Genomic DNA, 17,937 nt, shown 5'->3' with positions numbered 1-17,937 from the left:
CTATTCTGCTATTTTTTTCAGATTTTAAGCCGCCCAACGGGCAGAACGGAGTATAGCCAGATGATCAAGTAATCTTAAGGTTTTTTTTGATTCTTGGCCCAGAATCCACTCTCCCCGCACGTATGGGGCGATCTGAGCGGGAATACTGGCGGCACGACCTAGTTGATCTAGGTCGAGCCATTCCATATCTCCCAAACGTTCCACCGCTAAACCTAGGATCGTTTCCTGTTCTTCGAGCGCAATTACGGGAATTTCGGAGCGATTGGTGTTTAAGCGGCTGTTATCCCCCAAAAATTGACCGAGATCCGCCACCCAGATCACTTGACCCCGCAGATTGATCGTGCCCAGGAGTAAGGGTGAAGCATTGGGAATTGGGGTGATGCGATCGATTGGTTGCTGCATCACCTCGCAAATGCCCACGGCACTAAGGGCAAACTCGTCCTGAGAGGGTAGATAAAATCGCAAGTGCAGTTCACCGACGGGACTTTGTAATTCCTGACCGTCGGGGGCGATATTTTGAGCGTCACTGGCAAAAAAATCGGCGTTGTTAAGCATTAGTTTAGTTCTCTTGCAACTAATAGTTCGGGCGGCATTTTTAGCTGTCTTGACCTATGCCATAGCTAGACTGTCCCTGAGGAAGGCGATTTTATCCCCGCAGCAGTTGTTTAATGGTATAAATGAACTCAATCGGTTCAAAGGGCTTGACAATGTAGGCATCGGCTCCGATTTTCATGCCCCAATAGCGATCAAAGACTTCCCCTTTCAAGGAACAAATGACCACGGGGACATTTTTGGTTTTTGGATCCGACTTGAGACGACGACACACCTCATAACCATTCATGCGGGGCATGACGATATCGAGGACGACGAGATCGGGATTGGCTCTCTGAATATGTTCGAGGGCCTCCACCCCATCCGTGGCGATCGTGACCTTAATGCCGCTATTGCGGAGTAGATCACAGATCAGTTCCCGTTGCGTTTGGCTGTCTTCTACCAGCAATATTTCGCTCATAACTCCCTACCTAGCTAGGCTGCCAACGACAACAATGGAAAAATATGCCCGATAATAGTTCCCGTTGACCCGATGCTCCGAAATTGCTCCCATTTTTGCCTCCAACGCCATCTGAAATTTATCAGGGGTTTTCCCTCTAAACAAGGACTTCATTCACCCTTTCGGGCTTCATCTCTATAGTTCCCCATTCCACTGTTAAAAACGACTAGCCAAGAGATTTTTTTGGGGTTTGGGGATTTCAGTGATTACTGATCACTGATCAGATTGCAGTTTTAAGTAGGGTTTGCTGAAAACTTCGGAACTTTCTTTTCACTCGACCGCACCTAAAACCTAATTTGTTAAGCTAAAAGCTTTCGAGTTTTGCTAGGGCGATATCGCAGAGAATGAGAGCGGGTTCGAGCGCTATAGTTTGAGCGAGAGCTTCTAGGGGATCACCGAAAAGACTACCAGAATAGTTAGAATTTTCTCAAATACTCCCGACTTTTTCACGAATACTGAGATCAGCATCAATGCTCTCCCTGAGGGGGCAAGGGCGGGGGCTTCAATCAATTGTAAGATACTGCCAATGTCAATCTCATTGAAGTTTCTTGGCATAATTTCTCGGAATCTCCCCCGCTAGACGCTATTTCTTTTAGTCTAGGAGAACTTATAGCAGTCTTAAGGATGAGGTACGAAGTCTCTGGTTTTGGGGAACGCTGGAACTGCGGAACGCCGGAACAGTAGCTGGTCGTCTGGGGATGATGCCAAATCCCTTCATCCTTCATCTTGATGAGAAACGCTTTCTTCCCTCCTCTTGTCACTAATATAGCGGTTTTCAGTCTAATAAGGTATAGTAACTCCCTTGATAGATAGGCGTTTCAGCGTTTCAATCGGGACTAACTTCTCTGAAAACCGCTATAATAAATCTGATAAGCTAATTATGTAACATATTTTTCAGTAAGCTTTACTGCATTTAAACTGGCCTGGGAGATTTTCAGTACAAACGGTCTAGCTCCCTATCCTTGCTTCTTGCTCTCACGCCGTCTTAACCGATAATTTAGCCCTGTGGTCAGCTTATTTAAACTGCAGCCAGAGGTGAAAAGGGTCGGAAAACACGAGCCGATTTATGAGATTGACTGGCGATTTTTTTGAGACTAGGACAGTAAATTGGCGCTGAAAAATCGTCAAAAATTTTCCAGTGGCTAGAGAGAAAAATGAGAACAAATGTATGAATAAAAAAGAAAAACGATCTCGAATCATAGAAATTAAAAATTTTTGGAGATCAGATGGGTACACTAAAACCATAGAGGGGCTGCTCCTAGCCTCGATCGCTAACTCTCTCTAAAACCGATCACAAAAACTTTGATTATAGAGGACGACTACTCGTGCTACACCTTGCAGAAGTAAAAAAACAGACTAGAGGTTTTATCGGCGGTTACAAAACCGAATTGAAACTATTGGCCTGTCAGCATAAGGATCAGACTTGGAGTGTCATACCGGGGGAAGATATCTTCACCTACGACGAAACTAACTCCCTGGGTGAAGGTGCGCTTCTCTTGGTGAATTTGAGCAATAATCGTCAACTGCAAGGAAACCCGGAATTAGCGGGAGCGGAGATGGTGCGGCAACTGCAAAAGATTTCCCGTTTGATGGAGCGCAGCAAAAAAGATCAAGAGAAAATCGAGCAGTGGAAACAATCTCTCACCTATCAAAGCGAGATTCTTAACCGCCAGAAAATGGAAATGGAGGCAAGAATCGAGCAAATTGAAGAAATAGAGGCGGAATTCGAGTATTTAGAGCGCAAAAGACAAGAACTAGAAACCCTAAAACAACAATTAAACGAGCAACAGCGACAACTGGAAGAAGGACAAATAAATTACAACTCCTACCCCAATCTTTCCCCAGAACAACAACAATTTATTCGCTCTCTAACGGAGCGTTTAGCTAATCATCATGATCGGGGCAATTCTCCCTCACAAATTCTCCATTCCACTCTTGAATCTGTGCAGGGACAACAGACAATTTTAAATAGTTGTTGGCAGAGTTTAGAGGAGCAGAAAAAGGCAGTAGAAGAACGTCAGGTGGCCAACGAACAAATGCTCAATCATCTCGAACAAAGAGCTAGGGAATTACAGACGAGTCGCAGTGCTTTGGAAACAGCTAAAGTACAACTACAAATACAAGAAACTGTTCTGAGTCAAAAACAGGAATTATTCGAGCGTCTTAACCTCACCCTACAAACCACTGATTCTGCTCGACAAATGCTCCTTAGTTTCGCTCAAGGGGAAGACCTAGGTTTTGATGGTAAAATCGAGCGACAAGCTCTTGAAAAAATGCCTTTAGAAGAATTGGAGAGCTTAGTTAACAATTTACAAACAGACCTCAAGCACTTGGAAATTTTTGTCAACGACCAAGAGGAAGAATTAACTCTCCAATCCCAAACCGTGGAAGAATTAGCAGCAAGAATGGCCACAATAGATGAATCCCAGCGAGCTAATTTAGAAGAAGAATTAGCCGAGGAACAGGAAAGAAAAGGAATGCTGACGGCAACTTTAGTCGGACAAAGACGTAATCTTCAGGAAAGGCAAGCTATTCGCTCTCAACATCTGAAAATTCTGCAACGGAGACAGGGAATTTTATCTCCAGAAGAGGCCCAAAAATGTAGCTTTGAACCATTGTTAATTCTGTTGGCCGATAATTATCAAAATAATCTCGAAGAAAGTCAACGTTTAGCGGCAGAAATCGAGCGAATACAAGAGGATTTACAAAAAACCAGCGATAGTCTTGACGGTCAATGGTCGGATTTAGAGCAAAAAACTCGTGAATTTGAAGAACAGGAGCGACAATGGCGCGATGCTAATCTGGCATTATTGCGCTTAAAAACTCAGGTACAACAGTACGAAACTTTCCTGCAACCCGTGCAGGATCATCTCGATCAAATCCGTCAAAAACTAGAAACTATCTCCCAGTGGTTGACACCTATGGAATCTAATGGTAGTGGCTATCATCACGCTATTAACAGTTAGGCTTAATTAGGGCTTCCTGAACAAATAATACAGGGCAATCTGGACATAGATTTCGCCGTTTTTGCCGAGCAATGAGCACTTTTATAGCTTTTTATCTATGGATAAAATAATTTAGAGCAATTTAACTCTAGGTTAGATGTGGTATAGACTAGGATTAGTAATTTATACTCAGATAGCCATGAGACAATCCGATCGAGAAATAATAATTTTAGCGGCTGTGGCCTCCCTCTTGGCGGTGGTGGCGGAAGTGGCAATCGCTTTTTAGATAAAAAAAACTGATTGATCGGGTTAAAGTCCAGCAAAATTGACAATCAATGCCGAGGAAAGATATCGATAGAATGCTTGTAACAGTGGCGTAAATTGCGATCGCATTGATGAGCGAAATTCAAGCATGAGTATTAGTGTAACGGGTCAGGTGAAAAGAATCGAAATAGGCACAGGAACTTGGGCATTAATGGCTGATAACGGTCAAACCTACGAATTAATAGACCCTCCCGCCGAATTAACCCAAAAAAAGGCAAAAGTGACAGTCATAGGTCAAATTCGCTCAGATGTGATGACTCTGGCCATGATCGGGCCAGTTTTACAAGTGACCTCCTTTCAATCCCCGGCATGAAGCCGAAAAATACTGCTTAAAAACGGGCAAAAACTGTTTTTTAAGCCTGTAATCTCGAAAAATTCCCGTAATTGTCCCTCAGCTATCCCAGCAAGAAAAATTGTCAAGAATACCCTAAAGGTTGATTTTTTCGAGAATAATCGGGAAATTTTGAATAATCATACTACAATAGACAGCAACTTTGTCTTAGGAACATCGGAATAACTTAAACCGATCTATCTGATTGGTTTAACTCGTGGTTACCTAAGTTGGCGTGAGGAGTGGACTGAATGAATTTGCGCGATAATGCTTTAACGATTCTGCAAGAAACGAGTCGAACTTTTTATATTCCCATAAGTCGTTTACCGGATCGTCTGCTCGAGGCGGTAGCCTCAGCTTATCTCTGTATGCGGGCGATTGATGAAGTAGAAGACCATCCCGACCTAGATAACTTCAGTAAATCCCAGATATTAAGACAAATTAGCCTGAATTTACAAGCAGGTACTGAAAATTCTACCAAAGAGGACTTTGCTTTTGGCTTAGTCCATCGGGAGATTTTGCCGGAAGTAACCCTGAGAATTGGCGAATGGGCGATGTTAGCGCCGGATTCGATCGCCCCGAGGGTTTGGGATGCCACGGCGGCCATGGCCGATCGCATGGCCTACTGGGCTGGGAATAACTGGGATATTCGCACAGAAATAGAATTAGATCAATATACCTTTAGTGTGGCTGGTGCCGTGGGTTTATTGCTGTCTGACCTCTGGAATTGGTACGACGGGACCCAAACTAATCGCAGTTATGCCATCGGTTTTGGTCGGGGTTTACAAGCGGTTAATATTGCCCGCAACCACGGGGAGGATCTGCGCCGGGGGGTAAGTTTTCTACCCCAGGGTTGGACAATTAGCGATATTCATAATTATGCCCGTCGTAATCTGAAATTAGCCGATTATTACACTCAATCGCTGCCCCAAGGGCCAGCACTTGATTTTTGTAAGATTCCCCTCGCTTTAGCCCATGGCACTCTCGAAGTCCTAGCTTTGGGTAAGGAAAAACTCAGCCGCAGCGATGTTATCGCTTTGGTACAACAAATTACCCGTTAGAGGAAATCACAATTAGGGTTGGCTGAATAAATCTAAAAACCTTGTTGGGTAAGACTTTTAGACTTTTTGTCAATCAAAAAGTACCGGACTGGGAGTGATCAGGGGGAAAATCCCTGGACTTTTTCCCTGAAAATTAGGTAGTTGACCACCTGAAAATCGGTAAAACCCCACACCCCACACCCCACACCCTGCCCCCAAGAAAAACTTTTTGCCGCAAACCCCAATTAAAATTGCCCACGATCGCTCTTCCCAAGTCAGGAATCACAAGCGTGGGCAACAAACCGGTGGTGTTCAGTAACTTAGAACAAACCGAGAGTTAAAGATATATCGATGGGGAAAGTGGCACCAATACCTAACCAGATCGTGACCACAGTACCAAATAGGAAGATAGCGGTAGCGACGGGACGACGGAAAGGATTTTGGAATTTATTGACGCTTTCAATAAAAGGAACTAACATCAAGCCTAGGGGAACGCCGGCCATGCAAGCGATACCTAAGAGTTTGTTAGGAAGAATACGGAGAATTTGGAAAACGGGATAAAGATACCACTCTGGCAGAATTTCTAGGGGAGTAGCGAAAGGATCGGCCGGTTCACCGATCATGGTGGGATCCATAATCGCTAAACCGGTGCAGAGTCCGATCGTACCAAAGATAACCACCGGGAAGACATAGAGTAGATCGTTAGGCCAAGCGGGTTCACCGTAGTAGTTGTGACCCATCCCTTTAGCCAACTTAGCGCGCAGAGCGGGATCGCTGAGATCGGGCTTTTTTAATGTGGACATGGATAATGTCTCCTAAAAATGATTTCGGATCGACAGAGATACTTTTCTGAATTATAGAGGCCCAGAAATGCCTTGTTTACGGATCATCAAGAAATGTAGCAACATGAAGACCGCGATTGACCAGGGCAGGACAAAGGTATGTAAGCTGTAGAAACGGGTTAAAGTTGCTTGACCGACGCTTTCGCTACCGCGCATCAGGGTGACGAGTTGATCACCGACGACGGGAATAGCAGCAGGTACACCGGAAACAATTTTAACCGCCCAGTAACCCACCTGATCCCAGGGTAAGGAGTAACCGGTGACACCGAAGCTAACGGTGATCACGGCCAGGACAACCCCAGTTACCCAGGTTAATTCGCGAGGTTTTTTGAATCCACCGGTCAGATAGACGCGGAAAACGTGCAGGATCATCATTAATACCATCATACTGGCGGACCAGCGATGGATAGAACGAATTAACCAACCAAAGTTGACTTCGTTCATGATGTACTGTACGGAGGAGAGGGCCTCTGCTACAGTGGGTTTGTAGTAGAAGGTCATGGCGAAACCAGTGGCAAACTGGATCACGAAGCACACAAGGGTGATACCACCAAGACAGTAGAAGATATTGACGTGAGGGGGAACGTATTTGGTGCTGATATCATCAGCGATCCCTTGAATTTCTAAGCGTTCCTGAAACCATTGATAGGCTTTAGAATCCGTTACTTGTTTGGTAAACATCGCGTAACCAGTAAGAAAAATGAAAGATTTAAGGTTTGACCTTTAAAAAATGTAACACAGTTTTCAGGGCTAATTCTCGCTCTGGTCAGGTTTCTCCACCGGTGGGGAGCAATCGGCGATCGCCAGCCTCAAAAAACGTAACTTCCTAAAATTTCCCTTAAAATGTCTCCTAGACTACAAAAAATCGGGCTAATTGTCCGACACTGGGAATAGTTGACACTCCTCAGCTTAAAGGCGTGAGGATTCTTGAAGCTCATCACAGCCCTTTCTGGTTTCCCTTACTTAGGTCTTACACGATTATGTCTGAACCGAACCTACTAGAATATCACTTGCTATCTAGTTATCCTTTTTATGGTTCACTCTCCAAGCGTTTTGGTCTTTCAACCAAGATTTGGGTATGCCCCACCCTATCTGTCTTACGACAAAGATTTTTACTGGTTTTTCATTCACCGTTGTTTATCGGCTACTGCGCTATGTTTGACGAGGTTTTCGCTACCCTCCCTTTTTGTCTCTTATGCAGACTTTCGAGTTCAAGGGTTCAACTCAATCGAGCCATTCACTACCGCCCACTCAGGGGATTCAAACCAGTTTTATTTTAACATCAAGCCGTCCTAAAAGGACGGTGCTTTAACCCAAAATTTTGGTAAGGTATGAAATGAGGTCAGCGTGCTATTAAATACCTACGATCCCGAAGGCTTCTACGACGAACTATTCTTAGATGATGGTCAACCTCGTCCCCACTCGTCCCCTTTAATCAAATGGTTGCAGAATCTGCCGCCCCGAGAACTTCAACAACACCGGGAAACGGCTCAGTCAGCCCTGTTTGAATTGGGGGTGACTTTCAATGTCTATAGCGACAATCAAGGGGTGGAAAAAATCTTTCCTTTTGATATTATTCCCCGAATTGTCTCGGCTGAGGACTGGGATTATTTGGAAAGAGGCCTGAAACAACGCATTAAAGCTCTCAATCTTTTTCTCTCCGATATCTACAACGACCAGTTAATCATTAAAGATGGCATTATTCCCTCCGAATTAATCGCCTCGGCGACGGGATTTCTTAAACCCTGTCTGGGACTGAAACCCGCCGGAGGTATCTGGTGTCACATCACGGGAACGGATTTAGTCCGCGATAAGGATGGTCAATGGTACGTTTTAGAGGATAACTTGCGGGTTCCTTCTGGTATTTCTTATGTCCTCGAAAATCGTCGGGTAATGAAAAGCACCTTCCCCGATATTTTCCAGACAATGAATGTTAAACCGGTGGATGATTATCCTTCCCATCTGTTGGAAACTCTCCTTAATTTAGCACCGCTCCAATTACCTAATCCCACCGTAGTGGTTTTGACCCCCGGAACCTATAATTCTGCCTACTTTGAACATTCTTTTATCGCCCAACAAATGGGGGTAGAATTAGTGGAAGGGCGTGATTTAGTCGTCTTTGATGGTTATCTACAAATGAAAACCACCAAGGGATTAAGACGGGTAGATGTGGTATATCGTCGCCTCGATGATGACTTTTTAGATCCGGCGGTTTTTCGTCCCGATTCGATGTTAGGTGTACCCGGATTATTAAAAGTTTTTCAGGAAGGCCGCGTCGCTTTAGCTAATGCCCCGGGTACGGGAGTCGCTGATGATAAGGTTATTTATGCTTTTGTCCCCGATATGATTCGTTATTATCTGGGAGAAGAAGCGCTTTTAAATAACGTTCCTACCTATCTTTGTTGGCGAGAAAAAGACTTAGATTATGTCTTAAATAATCTCGATAAATTAGTTGTGAAAGCCGCTAATGAGTCGGGAGGTTATGGGATGTTAGTCGGTTCTCAAGCTACCTCGAAAGAACGAGAAGAATTCGCCCCACGCATTGCTGCTAATCCCCGCAATTATATCGCTCAACCAGTGTTAAGTCTTTCTAGGGTTCCAACTTTAATTGACACGGAAGTTGAAGGTCGTCATGTGGATTTACGTCCCTATATTCTCCATCGGGGTGATGAAATTTATGTGCATCCCGGTGGTTTAACTCGCGTGGCTTTGAAAAAGGGTTCTTTAGTGGTTAATTCCTCTCAAGGTGGTGGCAGTAAAGACACTTGGGTTTTAACCAAGTAATCAGGACAATAATCAAAATTTTGGTGGGTTAGTAACCCACCCTACCCTTTTCTTTTTCCTTTTCACTTCTTCCCGGTTAATTATGCTTAGTAGAGTTGCTGATTCAATTTATTGGTTAAATCGCTATATTGAACGGGCGGAAAATGTAGCCCGGTTTATGGATGTTAACCTTAATTTAATGTTGGATATTCCTACCAGTGTTTTGCAACAGTGGGAACCTTTGGTTTTAACCACGGGAGATTTAGAACAATTCAAGAAACGTTACGGCACAGCCACCGCAGAAAATGTGATCAATTTCTTGACATTTGACACGGAATATAGTAGTTCAATTATCTCTTGTTTGCGCTGGGCCAGAGAAAATGCTCGGTCAGTTCGCGAGATTATTTCTTCGGAAATGTGGGAACAGGTTAATGGTTTTTTCTTGATGGTAAAAGATGCTTCCTCTTACCATCCTCAAACTACTTTACCTAACTTTTTTACTCAAGTTAAATTGGCTAGTCACCGTTTTGCGGGGGTAATGGATGCGACGATGACTCATAATGAAGGTTGGCATTTTGGCGTTATGGGAAGATTACAGGAACGCGCCGATAAAACCGCCAGAATTCTTGATGTTAAATACTATTATCTCTTACCTTCCGCTCAATGGGTAGGAACTTCTCTAGACCAAATTCAATGGATTGCTTTACTGCGGTCGGTGAGTGCCTACGAAATGTATCGTAAATGTCAACGACGGATTACTCCTAGTGACGTGGCCGAATTTTTAATTCTGAATCGAGAATTTCCTCGTTCAATTCACTTTTGTCTGCGGGAATTAGACCACTGTTTGCATCAAGTTACTGGTACTCCTATAGGAACTTGGGGGAATTCGGTAGAAAGAAGTTTAGGGCGACTTTGTGCGGAAATGAGTTATTTAACTATCGAGGATATTATTGAAACGGGATTGCATGAATTCCTCGACCACATTCAAAAAAGAGTTAATGATGTGGGAATAAAAATGACAGAAACTTTCTTTGTTTTTAATCCCGAACTTGCCCCACCTCTGCCAGTAAATAACTTTCAATATCAATCCCAATTAACAACTTAATGCGTTATCACATTCGGCATCAAACTAACTATTTCTATAATCAACCCGTGATTTTATCGCCCCATCTGCTGCGCTTGCGACCAAAATCCGATGGTGGGCAAACTTTACGAGAGTTCACGCTCAAAATTAACCCGGAACCTTTAACGATAACTAATATTATCGACCTCGATGGTAATTCTTGTTTACAAATTTGGTTTAATCAACCGACGGAAGAATTATTAATTGATGTGGTGAGTGAAGTAGAAACCCATGGAGTTAATCCTTTTCAGTATTTGTTGGAACCTTGGGCGACCTGTTTACCCTTTGATTATCCCATTTCTCTCCACAGTCAATTACAACCCTACAGACAATTTTATGGGTTAGCTAATGACCCTGATATGGCAGCATTAGCCCAAGAAATTATGCAGGAAACCGAAGGACAGGTGCTATCTTTCCTATTTAATCTCAATGACAAAATTTACCGAAATTGTCAGCAAATTATTCGTCTTACTGGGGAACCCTACCTACCCGGAAACACTTGGAAAAATAAGCAGGGTTCCTGTCGCGATTTGGTGGTTTTATTTATGGATGTGTGTCGCTGTGTGGGATTGGCTTCCCGTTTTGTCAGTGGCTATCAAGAAGGAGATTTAGACCAAGGAGAAAGACATTTACACGCTTGGGTGGAGGTGTACTTGCCGGGGGGCGGTTGGAAAGGTTATGATCCTACCCATGGATTAGCGGTGAGTGACCGTCATATTAGCCTCGTTTCTAGCCCAATTCCCCGTTATTGCGCGCCAGTAGAGGGAAATGCTCGACCGGTTAATCTCGGTCATCAAGTGATAGAATCTCAGCTATCATCAACAATCGCGCTTGATTTGTTATCTTGAGGAGAATTTTTTATGGCTAAAGGATTTGGCACACCAACAAAAGGACATTTAGGCTATGTTTTATTGTTGTGTCCTACTGCTAATGCCTATGCAGCTAATCATAGTTTAGATGGGGAAGGAGAGGAGTTTATCGGAGTTACTAATATGTTAGAAATGGCGCGAGTTTGGACTAAAAAAAGTGCGGCGCGTGAGGCGATAATCAAATATGCAGATTTTTTGATCCAACAGTTAGAAGAAACTCCCCAAGTAAATATTCAGATTAGAAGTTTAAAGCGTTTAGCCAACGGCAAATTGGTTACGGAAGTATTAGAGGAGTTAACTTTTGAACAAAATTCGGCTTCTCCTAGATAGGGCTTGCGGCAAAAAGTTTTTCGTCGCCGCCGTTCGATCACGGCAGCAGAAAATTATCGTTCAGGGGGTTGACGAAATGAATTCCCTCAATGGTAGCCCCGGAATTAAAATCCTCGCTATAGACCGTGGTGATTTGATTTAAGCGAGCGGTCGCCCAGATCTGGGCATCCCAGTAGGAAAACTGGTAACTTTCTACTCCACGGGTCGCTTCCAGAACGATCAACTCGGTGATCGGAACTACCTCACAGGCTATTAGATATTGACGGATGCGGGTCAGGGCTTCTTCGTGGGTTAGCAGGGGGCGACGGCTGCGGGTGACGGCCTGAAAGAATTCTCCCATCACCTGCGGGCTAATGACGGCACGGGTCGTGCGGATCAGGTCATCGACAACGGTTAATGCCCGTTCCCGTTTGCTTTTCTCGGCGATATCGTAGAGATAGACCAGAATATTGGTATCGAGCATGACTCTATCGTTCATAGAGGTCCTCCCTTTGCCAATCCCTTTTACCCGGTTGTGATGGGCGGTTTTCTAGACTGGCGATAAAGGCCTTTTCTCGCTCCCAAGCGCTCAAGTTCGGGGTGATAGATTTGACGGAAATTATGTGTCGGTCGATCGCCTGTCGGATGATCTCGGCCTCGCTCAGTCCCGTCTGTCGGGCTTTCTCTTTTAGTAAATTATTCTGCTCGGCTTCGATATAAATTTGCTTGCGGATTTTGCTGACCATAGCCAGTTTAAGTATATACATTACATTATACATTACTACAACCGTCGTGAATCGTAATCGCCAGTTGTTCTATATGTCTGAACTTTTACTATACATATGTACTGTAATGCCCGAAAACTTTTATCCGTCAATGGATAAACTCATTAACCTTTCTCAATCTACTCATGTTTATTGTAATATTTCTTAATAGACGGGGATGGAGTATATTGGCTAGAATTTACTGACCGTAATTCTCCTCTCCAACAAAAGTAGATTTATGCAGCCAGTCCTAAGTAATTTTATATGGAGAGTTAAATTATAACCCTCTTGCATAATTAATTTTTCAGTGGTCAAAAACGGCAAAAATAAGGATTAAATTGCATAAAATCTGTAAATAGACCATTTAATTAATTATTATTCATTCTTAATTCTCCTGACTCGGAGACTACTGGCTACTGACTCCTAACCCCAACAACAATTTTTGATTTTTACAAGAGGTCTTATGTCATCAACTGCCTACGAAACTGATTATAATCAATGGCTAAAAGAGACGGTAAAACAGTTACGAGAGCGTAATTTTGAGCAGGTGGATTGGGATAATTTAATTGAAGAAATCGAGAGTATGGGAAAAAGTGATAGACGAGCTTTAATGAGTCTGTTAACCCGTCTTATCGAACATCTTTTAAAGCTGGCTTATTGGCAAGAAGAAAAAAAACGGTCAGGTAATCATTGGGCGGCAGAAATAGTCAATTTTCGCGCACAAATTCAGCATCGTTTAGAAGACAGTCCCAGCTTACGGCCAGAATTAGCTGCTATGTATGATAAGGTTTATCCAGTGACGATTAAATCGGTTTCTCAGCTTTTTTCCCTCAATTCAGACGCTCATATATCCCTCGAACAAACATTAGATGATAATTGGTTTCCCCCGGCTGAAAAATAGTTCTTCATTAGGAGTAATACTAAATCCGTTGAGTATAGGCTAGTTATGAGGAGAGGCAAAAGGCTTCGGCCGTGAAACTTCGGACGTTCGGCGATGCTCAGTTGAGCCGTGGTCAATTAGCTAGGGAAAAGTGCCTAAATTTTCCCCCTGCTCACTTCCATGACTAGCTCTAAAGTCTTATCCAACGGGGTTTTTCGGTTTATTCAGCAAATCCTATTTAAAAATCAAACTCGTCTAACCCTGATTGTGGGGGAGAAAAGCGACTGCGAGGAGATTTTTTCGACTTTCTAAAAAAAGTGGGAATAACTGCGGCGATAAAAAATCCCATTCCCAAAGAAAAAGCCAATAAAATGCCGATAGGTACTTTAATTGACTCAAATTGTAGAAACTTTAAAGAAACTGGTTGGATATTTTGGATAGCAAAAACTGCCATGGTCATAATCCAGCCGCCGACAATAGCACTAGCTAAAAAATTACTGATTGTATTCATGCTTGTCCTCGCCAGATTTGTAGGAGATTTTTTAACTTTTTGTAGGCTAATTTCGGAGTTAGATCCCTATTAACTAAACCTCCGTGAGGCCAGAAATTACCGTTATCGGTTAAATCCCACCAACTAATTGCTTTGATATAGGATTTACTATAACAAAGGGTGTAGAATTGTTCCACCCAATCGGCTTGGATTGCCTCACTCCAGTCACTGCGCCATCGTCCTAGGGGTTCCTTTAAATAGGATAATTCATCGACGGTGGTGGCGGAAGAAATGCCTAATTCCGTGATATGAATTGGTTTTCCTAATTGACTAAAACGTTCCAATTGTCGATCGATCTCGAATAAATCTCGATCAGGATAATATAATTGTAGTCCGATCGCCTCAAATTCAATACCCGCCTCTAGACAAGTTTGCAGATATTCTAAAGGACTATGTTGGGGCGGTTGATGGTATGCCACATTTTCGCCCCAAGTGCAACAACTATTAACAATTCTATACACTTGCGGATTGCCGCGACGGGATTCTTGACAGGCAATCTCGGTTAATTCGATCAACTGGTTGAGGGAGAAATTTAAATCATTTGCCCATTTAATGCCGTTAGCCTCGTTAATCACGTCAAAATAGCTGATTTTTCGGCGATAATATGCCGTAACTTCCCTAACTCGCGTTGCTACTAATTTTTTAATCTCTGCAAAGGGTTGATCGCGAATCGAGTCGGGAATGCCCACGGGATGAAACCAGACGAGAGGATGACCTTTGGGGATAATATTGTGATTAAGTAGCCAATCAACTCGTTTATCCGTCTCATTTTGCTGAAAATATCGCCAATAAAAGGGTATTGTTGCAAAATTAAAGACTGCTTGCAATAATTCTTGGTATTTTTCTCCCTGTTGGGGGTAGCCAAAAAAATTACAACCAAAGAGAAAGTCTGGTTGTGGCGGATTTTGAGCGATAATTTGGGTTGCTTTACTGATAACTGCCATTTCACCCGCCCAGAGACTCTCAGTTAAGCTTTGATCACAGTATTGCACCCTTTCTCTATTATTATCGCTGGCTTTGGCTAAATCGAGATAGCTTTTCGCTGTTTCCAGACGTTGCCAAATAGCGGGGGAAAATTGCCCACCCTGTTGCTGCCAGACTTCGAGAGACTGTTTAACCCGATAAAAATGGGAGTCAGCGGCAGCTAAATTAAAATTTAAGGGAAAATCAGCTGCAGAGTAACCGAAACCCCGATTATCTGCCTCTAGGAACATTTCCCCGAAACCCTTCACCGGTAACTTAAGAGTTATCGCTACAGGGGAGAGGGGAAGGGAAGAAAATAATTTTCCCTCCTCCAGATTGCGGGGGGGATTTGGTAAAGGTTGGGCAGCAAGGGTGAGAAAATAGAGTTGATTGAGGGCTTTTTTATTTAAAGGTTGACCATCGGGGCTAAAAGCCTCTATTTCTATTTTTTTTGGCAATATTTCGGCTTTTAACCCATTATTACTTGCTAAGGTGACAGTCAATCCCCCCGTTAGATAGAGAAATTGTCGTCGCGGAAATTGATTAAACATCTATTTAATTTCTAACCATCATTGGGGAATAGTAAGAACAAGAATCCTAACTCTATTGACTTAACTATCACTAATTTAAACCAAGAAACTGGCTGAGGTGGTTTTCGATAGACAATAATTGAGATAACTTATTAATTTTAATCCTTGATCCCACCCGCTATGACTGAAACTACTAACGATATTGCCACTTCCCGTCTGTGGTTACTGCTTACTGCTTTTCTCTACGCAATTTTTACCCTGATGGCCGATAGTCATAGTCTCATGGTACAGTGGCCTTGGGTAGCTATCTGGCAAATCGGGTTACTCTGTCCGATTTTATGGTTATTATCCCAGATTTGGCACCATAAAAGCTTGACCGGTTTGGGCAATGGTTTTGATCTGATAACTGGGATTATAGTCTTGGGATTAATTATTTCTAGTCTTTTCTCCCCCTTTCCCAATCAAGCGCGCTGGTATAGTTGGGCAGCTATTGGTATTATCTGCGCTTTATACGCCCTGCATCAATGGATTATCACTGATAATTCTCCCCAGCGACGCTATGCTATCCTCAGTTTTCAAGGTTATCTTAGTATGGCTTTTATTATTATCAGTCTTTTTTTGTGGACAAGCCAAACTTTATCACCAGAATTAGCAAGGATTAGGGAATTACAGCAAAATGGAGTCGAGATTTCTTTTGATTTTTCAGTCTTAGAGTTACGCAATTGGGCGCCCTTGGGTCATCAGAATTATGTGGCGGGTTTTCTCGTTCTTGCCTTACCTTTACTATTAGGATTAGCTATATTGGCTAAAAATTGGCAGCGTTGGCTATGGTTTACCGGTCTTGGTTTAGGCATTCTCGATCTCTACACTACCAGTTCTCGGGGTGGTTGGCTAGGATTAATCGGGGTTTGTGTGGTAGGATTAGGAATTTTAATTTTTAGAAGTCAAATTACCCGACTCTGGTTAGGATTAGGAGGATTAGCAACTTTGCTGTTTTTATTGCTTGTTATCTTCGCTAATAATCGTCTAAAAACTGTGATAACTTCCCTAGTACAGGGAGGAGGAGATAACGAATTTTCCTATCGTTGGATTAATACCCTTATCGGTGGGCAGATGGGAAGTGAAAATTTTTGGACGGGGATTGGTTTAGGCAATGTTCCTATCACTTATCAGCACTACCGTCCCCTGATAGCGGGAAGGGCATCAGAATTAATTTATCAACTGCATAGCACCCCCGCCCAATTATTTGCTGAATTAGGTATTTGGGGCATTTTAGCAGGGATTGGACTGGTTATAGTGCTGATTTTTCATTTTTTTCGTTCTCCTGCCCCTGACAATTTCAGCGATCAAATTTTACTGCCCTGTGTTTATACAGGATTATTCGGCTACGGATTAATGAGTTTAACCGATTATCAATTAGATAATATTGCCATTGCCGGAACCTTAACTATTTACCTCGCTTGTCTGACTTCTTCCTTACCCAGAAAAGAAACTAAGTTTGTAGCTATTCCCCCAAAAGTTATCTTTTTTACAGGATTGGGAATTGTGTTAGTCATGATAATTTGGTTACTTCCTATTCATCGCGCTTGGCAACTTTCTAGTTATGGCTTCGATTTTTTGGCAGAAAAAAAGATCGCACCTTTTCGCGATACTCTGATTAAAGCCCATCAATTAGCACCCTGGGAACCCTATTATACCTATCAATTAGGTTGGAATTTAGGCGATTTAGCTATTAATACCAATAATCCTCAGGCTTTAAACGAGGGAATTAAATATTTTCAAGTAGGAAATCAGGTTTCTCCCTATCAAGAATTCGGCCACAGTAATCTGGGATGGTTACAACTGAGGCAAAATCCCAGCGCAGCCAGTAAATCCTTTATTGAATCAATAAAATTAATCCCCGCTAAAAGAGGAGTTTTTCAGGGTTTGGCTGTCAGTTTACTAGCCCAAAATCAATCCGATTTAGCCATAGAAGCTTTTGCTTTAGAAGCTGTGCGTGACCCTTTATTTATTACCAGTCCCCTCTGGCGTTTACCCAGCCTACAACCAATATACACAAAAATGTTAGACAGGGTTGATTCAATTTATAGTCAGCTTTTGCAAAGTAACCCTTCTGAGAATTTGAAAAATAATCTGCATTTTTATCGTGGGAGTTTGTCCTGGTGGCGCGGGGATAAACTGAAAGCAGCCCAAGATTGGCAAAAATCCGGGGGAGAAGTGGGAAAAGCTTTATTAAATCCCTCCCTAAAAAATCCCTTACCCGGGGTAGATTTACTGAAACAAGCTTGGTTAAATCCCCCTGAAAGAGGGAAGCTTTTAGCACAAGCATGGTTACAATCTCAAAAAAGTTTTTTACCGACCGAGATAGAGAAAAATTTAGCCGATTCCATGGCCAAATCTGCTAACTTTGACCTCTGGTTAAGAGAAAAGGCAACCCCTTGGCTATATCGTCGTCAAAGGGCAGGTTTTGGGGTAAATAGTCGTCATATCGATGGGGTTCAACCGTTTGATTTTACTCCCGTGGTCGATAATATTGCCGTCACTACATGGTTTAATAATCTGTTTGCTACTCCCGATTATTTCCCCGAATTCGATACTCTCCTACAACCGCTGCGGGAGGAATTAATTAAGAAAGTGCAGGGATAATTATCGA

At 42.9% G+C, this 17,937-nt stretch carries 18 protein-coding genes; 10 read left to right on the top strand and 8 right to left on the bottom strand.

What is annotated here, in order from left to right; all coding sequences use genetic code 11:
- Positions 1 to 24: 24 nt before the first annotated feature.
- The gene (locus tag GQR42_RS14020; RefSeq protein WP_158200431.1) at positions 25 to 555 is read right to left on the bottom strand and encodes a chemotaxis protein CheW; all 531 of its coding nucleotides are present in this window, start codon (positions 553 to 555) and stop codon (positions 25 to 27) included.
- Between the two features lie 91 nt (positions 556 to 646).
- On the bottom strand, positions 647 to 1,012 hold the full coding sequence (locus tag GQR42_RS14015; RefSeq protein WP_158200430.1) for a response regulator transcription factor: 366 nt from the start codon (positions 1,010 to 1,012) through the stop codon (positions 647 to 649).
- A 1,364-nt stretch (positions 1,013 to 2,376) separates the two neighbouring features.
- Here GQR42_RS14015 and hmpF point away from each other — a divergent pair.
- From hmpF to GQR42_RS14000, 4 genes are all read left to right on the top strand, one after another.
- Entirely contained in the window at positions 2,377 to 4,017 is a 1,641-nt protein-coding gene (gene hmpF, locus GQR42_RS14010; RefSeq protein WP_158200429.1) for a pilus motility taxis protein HmpF, read from the top strand.
- A 136-nt stretch (positions 4,018 to 4,153) separates the two neighbouring features.
- Positions 4,154 to 4,282, top strand: coding sequence for a hypothetical protein (locus tag GQR42_RS29545; RefSeq protein WP_257792579.1), 129 nt, complete (start codon positions 4,154 to 4,156; stop codon positions 4,280 to 4,282).
- Positions 4,283 to 4,408: 126 nt separating this feature from the next.
- The gene (locus GQR42_RS14005) at positions 4,409 to 4,633 is read left to right on the top strand and encodes a hypothetical protein (RefSeq protein WP_158200428.1); all 225 of its coding nucleotides are present in this window, start codon (positions 4,409 to 4,411) and stop codon (positions 4,631 to 4,633) included.
- A 269-nt stretch (positions 4,634 to 4,902) separates the two neighbouring features.
- Entirely contained in the window at positions 4,903 to 5,712 is an 810-nt protein-coding gene (locus GQR42_RS14000) for a squalene/phytoene synthase family protein (RefSeq protein WP_158200427.1), read from the top strand.
- A 299-nt stretch (positions 5,713 to 6,011) separates the two neighbouring features.
- On the opposite strand, the gene petD is transcribed toward GQR42_RS14000, so the two are convergent.
- Together petD and petB are read right to left on the bottom strand one after the other, a co-directional pair.
- Positions 6,012 to 6,494 carry a cytochrome b6-f complex subunit IV gene (gene petD / locus GQR42_RS13995; protein WP_002738373.1) on the bottom strand — a complete coding sequence of 161 codons (483 nt, stop codon included), beginning with the start codon at positions 6,492 to 6,494 and terminating at the stop codon, positions 6,012 to 6,014.
- A gap of 51 nt (positions 6,495 to 6,545) precedes the next feature.
- Positions 6,546 to 7,214, bottom strand: a complete 669-nt coding sequence (gene petB, locus GQR42_RS13990; protein WP_045362199.1) for a cytochrome b6 — start codon at positions 7,212 to 7,214, stop codon at positions 6,546 to 6,548.
- Between the two features lie 666 nt (positions 7,215 to 7,880).
- Here petB and GQR42_RS13985 point away from each other — a divergent pair.
- The 4 genes from GQR42_RS13985 to GQR42_RS13970 all read left to right on the top strand — a co-directional run bounded on the left by GQR42_RS13985 (position 7,881) and on the right by GQR42_RS13970 (position 11,618).
- Entirely contained in the window at positions 7,881 to 9,317 is a 1,437-nt protein-coding gene (locus GQR42_RS13985; RefSeq protein ID WP_158200426.1) for a circularly permuted type 2 ATP-grasp protein, read from the top strand.
- Positions 9,318 to 9,399: 82 nt separating this feature from the next.
- Positions 9,400 to 10,401: an alpha-E domain-containing protein gene (locus tag GQR42_RS13980; protein WP_158200425.1), complete on the top strand. Its 1,002-nt coding sequence runs from the start codon at positions 9,400 to 9,402 to the stop codon at positions 10,399 to 10,401.
- Positions 10,401 to 11,267: a transglutaminase family protein gene (locus GQR42_RS13975; RefSeq protein WP_158200424.1), complete on the top strand. Its 867-nt coding sequence runs from the start codon at positions 10,401 to 10,403 to the stop codon at positions 11,265 to 11,267. The genes GQR42_RS13980 and GQR42_RS13975 overlap by 1 nt, the downstream gene beginning before the upstream one ends.
- Before the next feature lie 12 nt (positions 11,268 to 11,279).
- Positions 11,280 to 11,618: a hypothetical protein gene (locus tag GQR42_RS13970; protein WP_158200423.1), complete on the top strand. Its 339-nt coding sequence runs from the start codon at positions 11,280 to 11,282 to the stop codon at positions 11,616 to 11,618.
- Between the two features lie 37 nt (positions 11,619 to 11,655).
- On the opposite strand, the gene GQR42_RS13965 is transcribed toward GQR42_RS13970, so the two are convergent.
- Complete coding sequence (locus GQR42_RS13965; RefSeq protein WP_158200422.1) at positions 11,656 to 12,096, bottom strand: PIN domain-containing protein; 441 nt, start codon at positions 12,094 to 12,096, stop codon at positions 11,656 to 11,658.
- Complete coding sequence (locus tag GQR42_RS13960; protein ID WP_158200421.1) at positions 12,086 to 12,376, bottom strand: CopG family transcriptional regulator; 291 nt, start codon at positions 12,374 to 12,376, stop codon at positions 12,086 to 12,088. Before GQR42_RS13960 ends, GQR42_RS13965 begins: the two co-directional genes overlap by 11 nt.
- 448 nt (positions 12,377 to 12,824) lie before the next feature.
- On the opposite strand from GQR42_RS13960, the gene GQR42_RS13955 reads away from it, so the two are divergent.
- Complete coding sequence (locus GQR42_RS13955; RefSeq protein ID WP_158200420.1) at positions 12,825 to 13,262, top strand: DUF29 domain-containing protein; 438 nt, start codon at positions 12,825 to 12,827, stop codon at positions 13,260 to 13,262.
- A 217-nt stretch (positions 13,263 to 13,479) separates the two neighbouring features.
- Here GQR42_RS13955 and GQR42_RS13950 read toward each other — a convergent pair whose 3' ends face one another.
- Together GQR42_RS13950 and GQR42_RS13945 are read right to left on the bottom strand one after the other, a co-directional pair.
- Positions 13,480 to 13,752, bottom strand: a complete 273-nt coding sequence (locus tag GQR42_RS13950) for a lipopolysaccharide assembly protein LapA domain-containing protein (protein ID WP_158200419.1) — start codon at positions 13,750 to 13,752, stop codon at positions 13,480 to 13,482.
- Positions 13,749 to 15,305 (bottom strand): endo-1,4-beta-xylanase, encoded by a 1,557-nt coding sequence (locus GQR42_RS13945; RefSeq protein ID WP_158200418.1) that lies wholly within the window; start codon positions 15,303 to 15,305, stop codon positions 13,749 to 13,751. The genes GQR42_RS13950 and GQR42_RS13945 overlap by 4 nt, the downstream gene beginning before the upstream one ends.
- Positions 15,306 to 15,464: 159 nt before the next feature.
- Between GQR42_RS13945 and GQR42_RS13940 the strand changes: the two genes are divergently transcribed.
- Positions 15,465 to 17,930 (top strand): O-antigen ligase family protein, encoded by a 2,466-nt coding sequence (locus GQR42_RS13940; protein WP_158200417.1) that lies wholly within the window; start codon positions 15,465 to 15,467, stop codon positions 17,928 to 17,930.
- Positions 17,931 to 17,937: the final 7 nt, after the last annotated feature.

Source organism: Microcystis aeruginosa FD4 (assembly GCF_009792235.1).
GTDB lineage: Bacteria > Cyanobacteriota > Cyanobacteriia > Cyanobacteriales > Microcystaceae > Microcystis > Microcystis viridis.
Note: the sequence above shows the minus strand (reverse complement) of the source record. Positions and strands in the feature narration are given on the sequence as shown.

Bases quoted from the DNA above. Each gene is read 5' to 3' on its own strand.
- GQR42_RS14020 (WP_158200431.1), bottom strand. From the start codon at position 555: ATGCTTAACAACGCCGATTTTTTTGCCAGTGACGCTCAAAATATCGCC.
- GQR42_RS14015 (WP_158200430.1), bottom strand. From the start codon at position 1,012: ATGAGCGAAATATTGCTGGTAGAAGACAGCCAAACGCAACGGGAACTG.
- GQR42_RS29545 (WP_257792579.1), top strand. From the start codon at position 4,154: ATGTGGTATAGACTAGGATTAGTAATTTATACTCAGATAGCCATGAGA.
- GQR42_RS14005 (WP_158200428.1), top strand. From the start codon at position 4,409: ATGAGTATTAGTGTAACGGGTCAGGTGAAAAGAATCGAAATAGGCACA.
- GQR42_RS14000 (WP_158200427.1), top strand. From the start codon at position 4,903: ATGAATTTGCGCGATAATGCTTTAACGATTCTGCAAGAAACGAGTCGA.
- petD (WP_002738373.1), bottom strand. From the start codon at position 6,494: ATGTCCACATTAAAAAAGCCCGATCTCAGCGATCCCGCTCTGCGCGCT.
- petB (WP_045362199.1), bottom strand. From the start codon at position 7,214: ATGTTTACCAAACAAGTAACGGATTCTAAAGCCTATCAATGGTTTCAG.
- GQR42_RS13980 (WP_158200425.1), top strand. From the start codon at position 9,400: ATGCTTAGTAGAGTTGCTGATTCAATTTATTGGTTAAATCGCTATATT.
- GQR42_RS13975 (WP_158200424.1), top strand. From the start codon at position 10,401: ATGCGTTATCACATTCGGCATCAAACTAACTATTTCTATAATCAACCC.
- GQR42_RS13970 (WP_158200423.1), top strand. From the start codon at position 11,280: ATGGCTAAAGGATTTGGCACACCAACAAAAGGACATTTAGGCTATGTT.
- GQR42_RS13965 (WP_158200422.1), bottom strand. From the start codon at position 12,096: ATGAACGATAGAGTCATGCTCGATACCAATATTCTGGTCTATCTCTAC.
- GQR42_RS13960 (WP_158200421.1), bottom strand. From the start codon at position 12,376: ATGTATAATGTAATGTATATACTTAAACTGGCTATGGTCAGCAAAATC.
- GQR42_RS13955 (WP_158200420.1), top strand. From the start codon at position 12,825: ATGTCATCAACTGCCTACGAAACTGATTATAATCAATGGCTAAAAGAG.
- GQR42_RS13950 (WP_158200419.1), bottom strand. From the start codon at position 13,752: ATGAATACAATCAGTAATTTTTTAGCTAGTGCTATTGTCGGCGGCTGG.
- GQR42_RS13945 (WP_158200418.1), bottom strand. From the start codon at position 15,305: ATGTTTAATCAATTTCCGCGACGACAATTTCTCTATCTAACGGGGGGA.
- GQR42_RS13940 (WP_158200417.1), top strand. From the start codon at position 15,465: ATGACTGAAACTACTAACGATATTGCCACTTCCCGTCTGTGGTTACTG.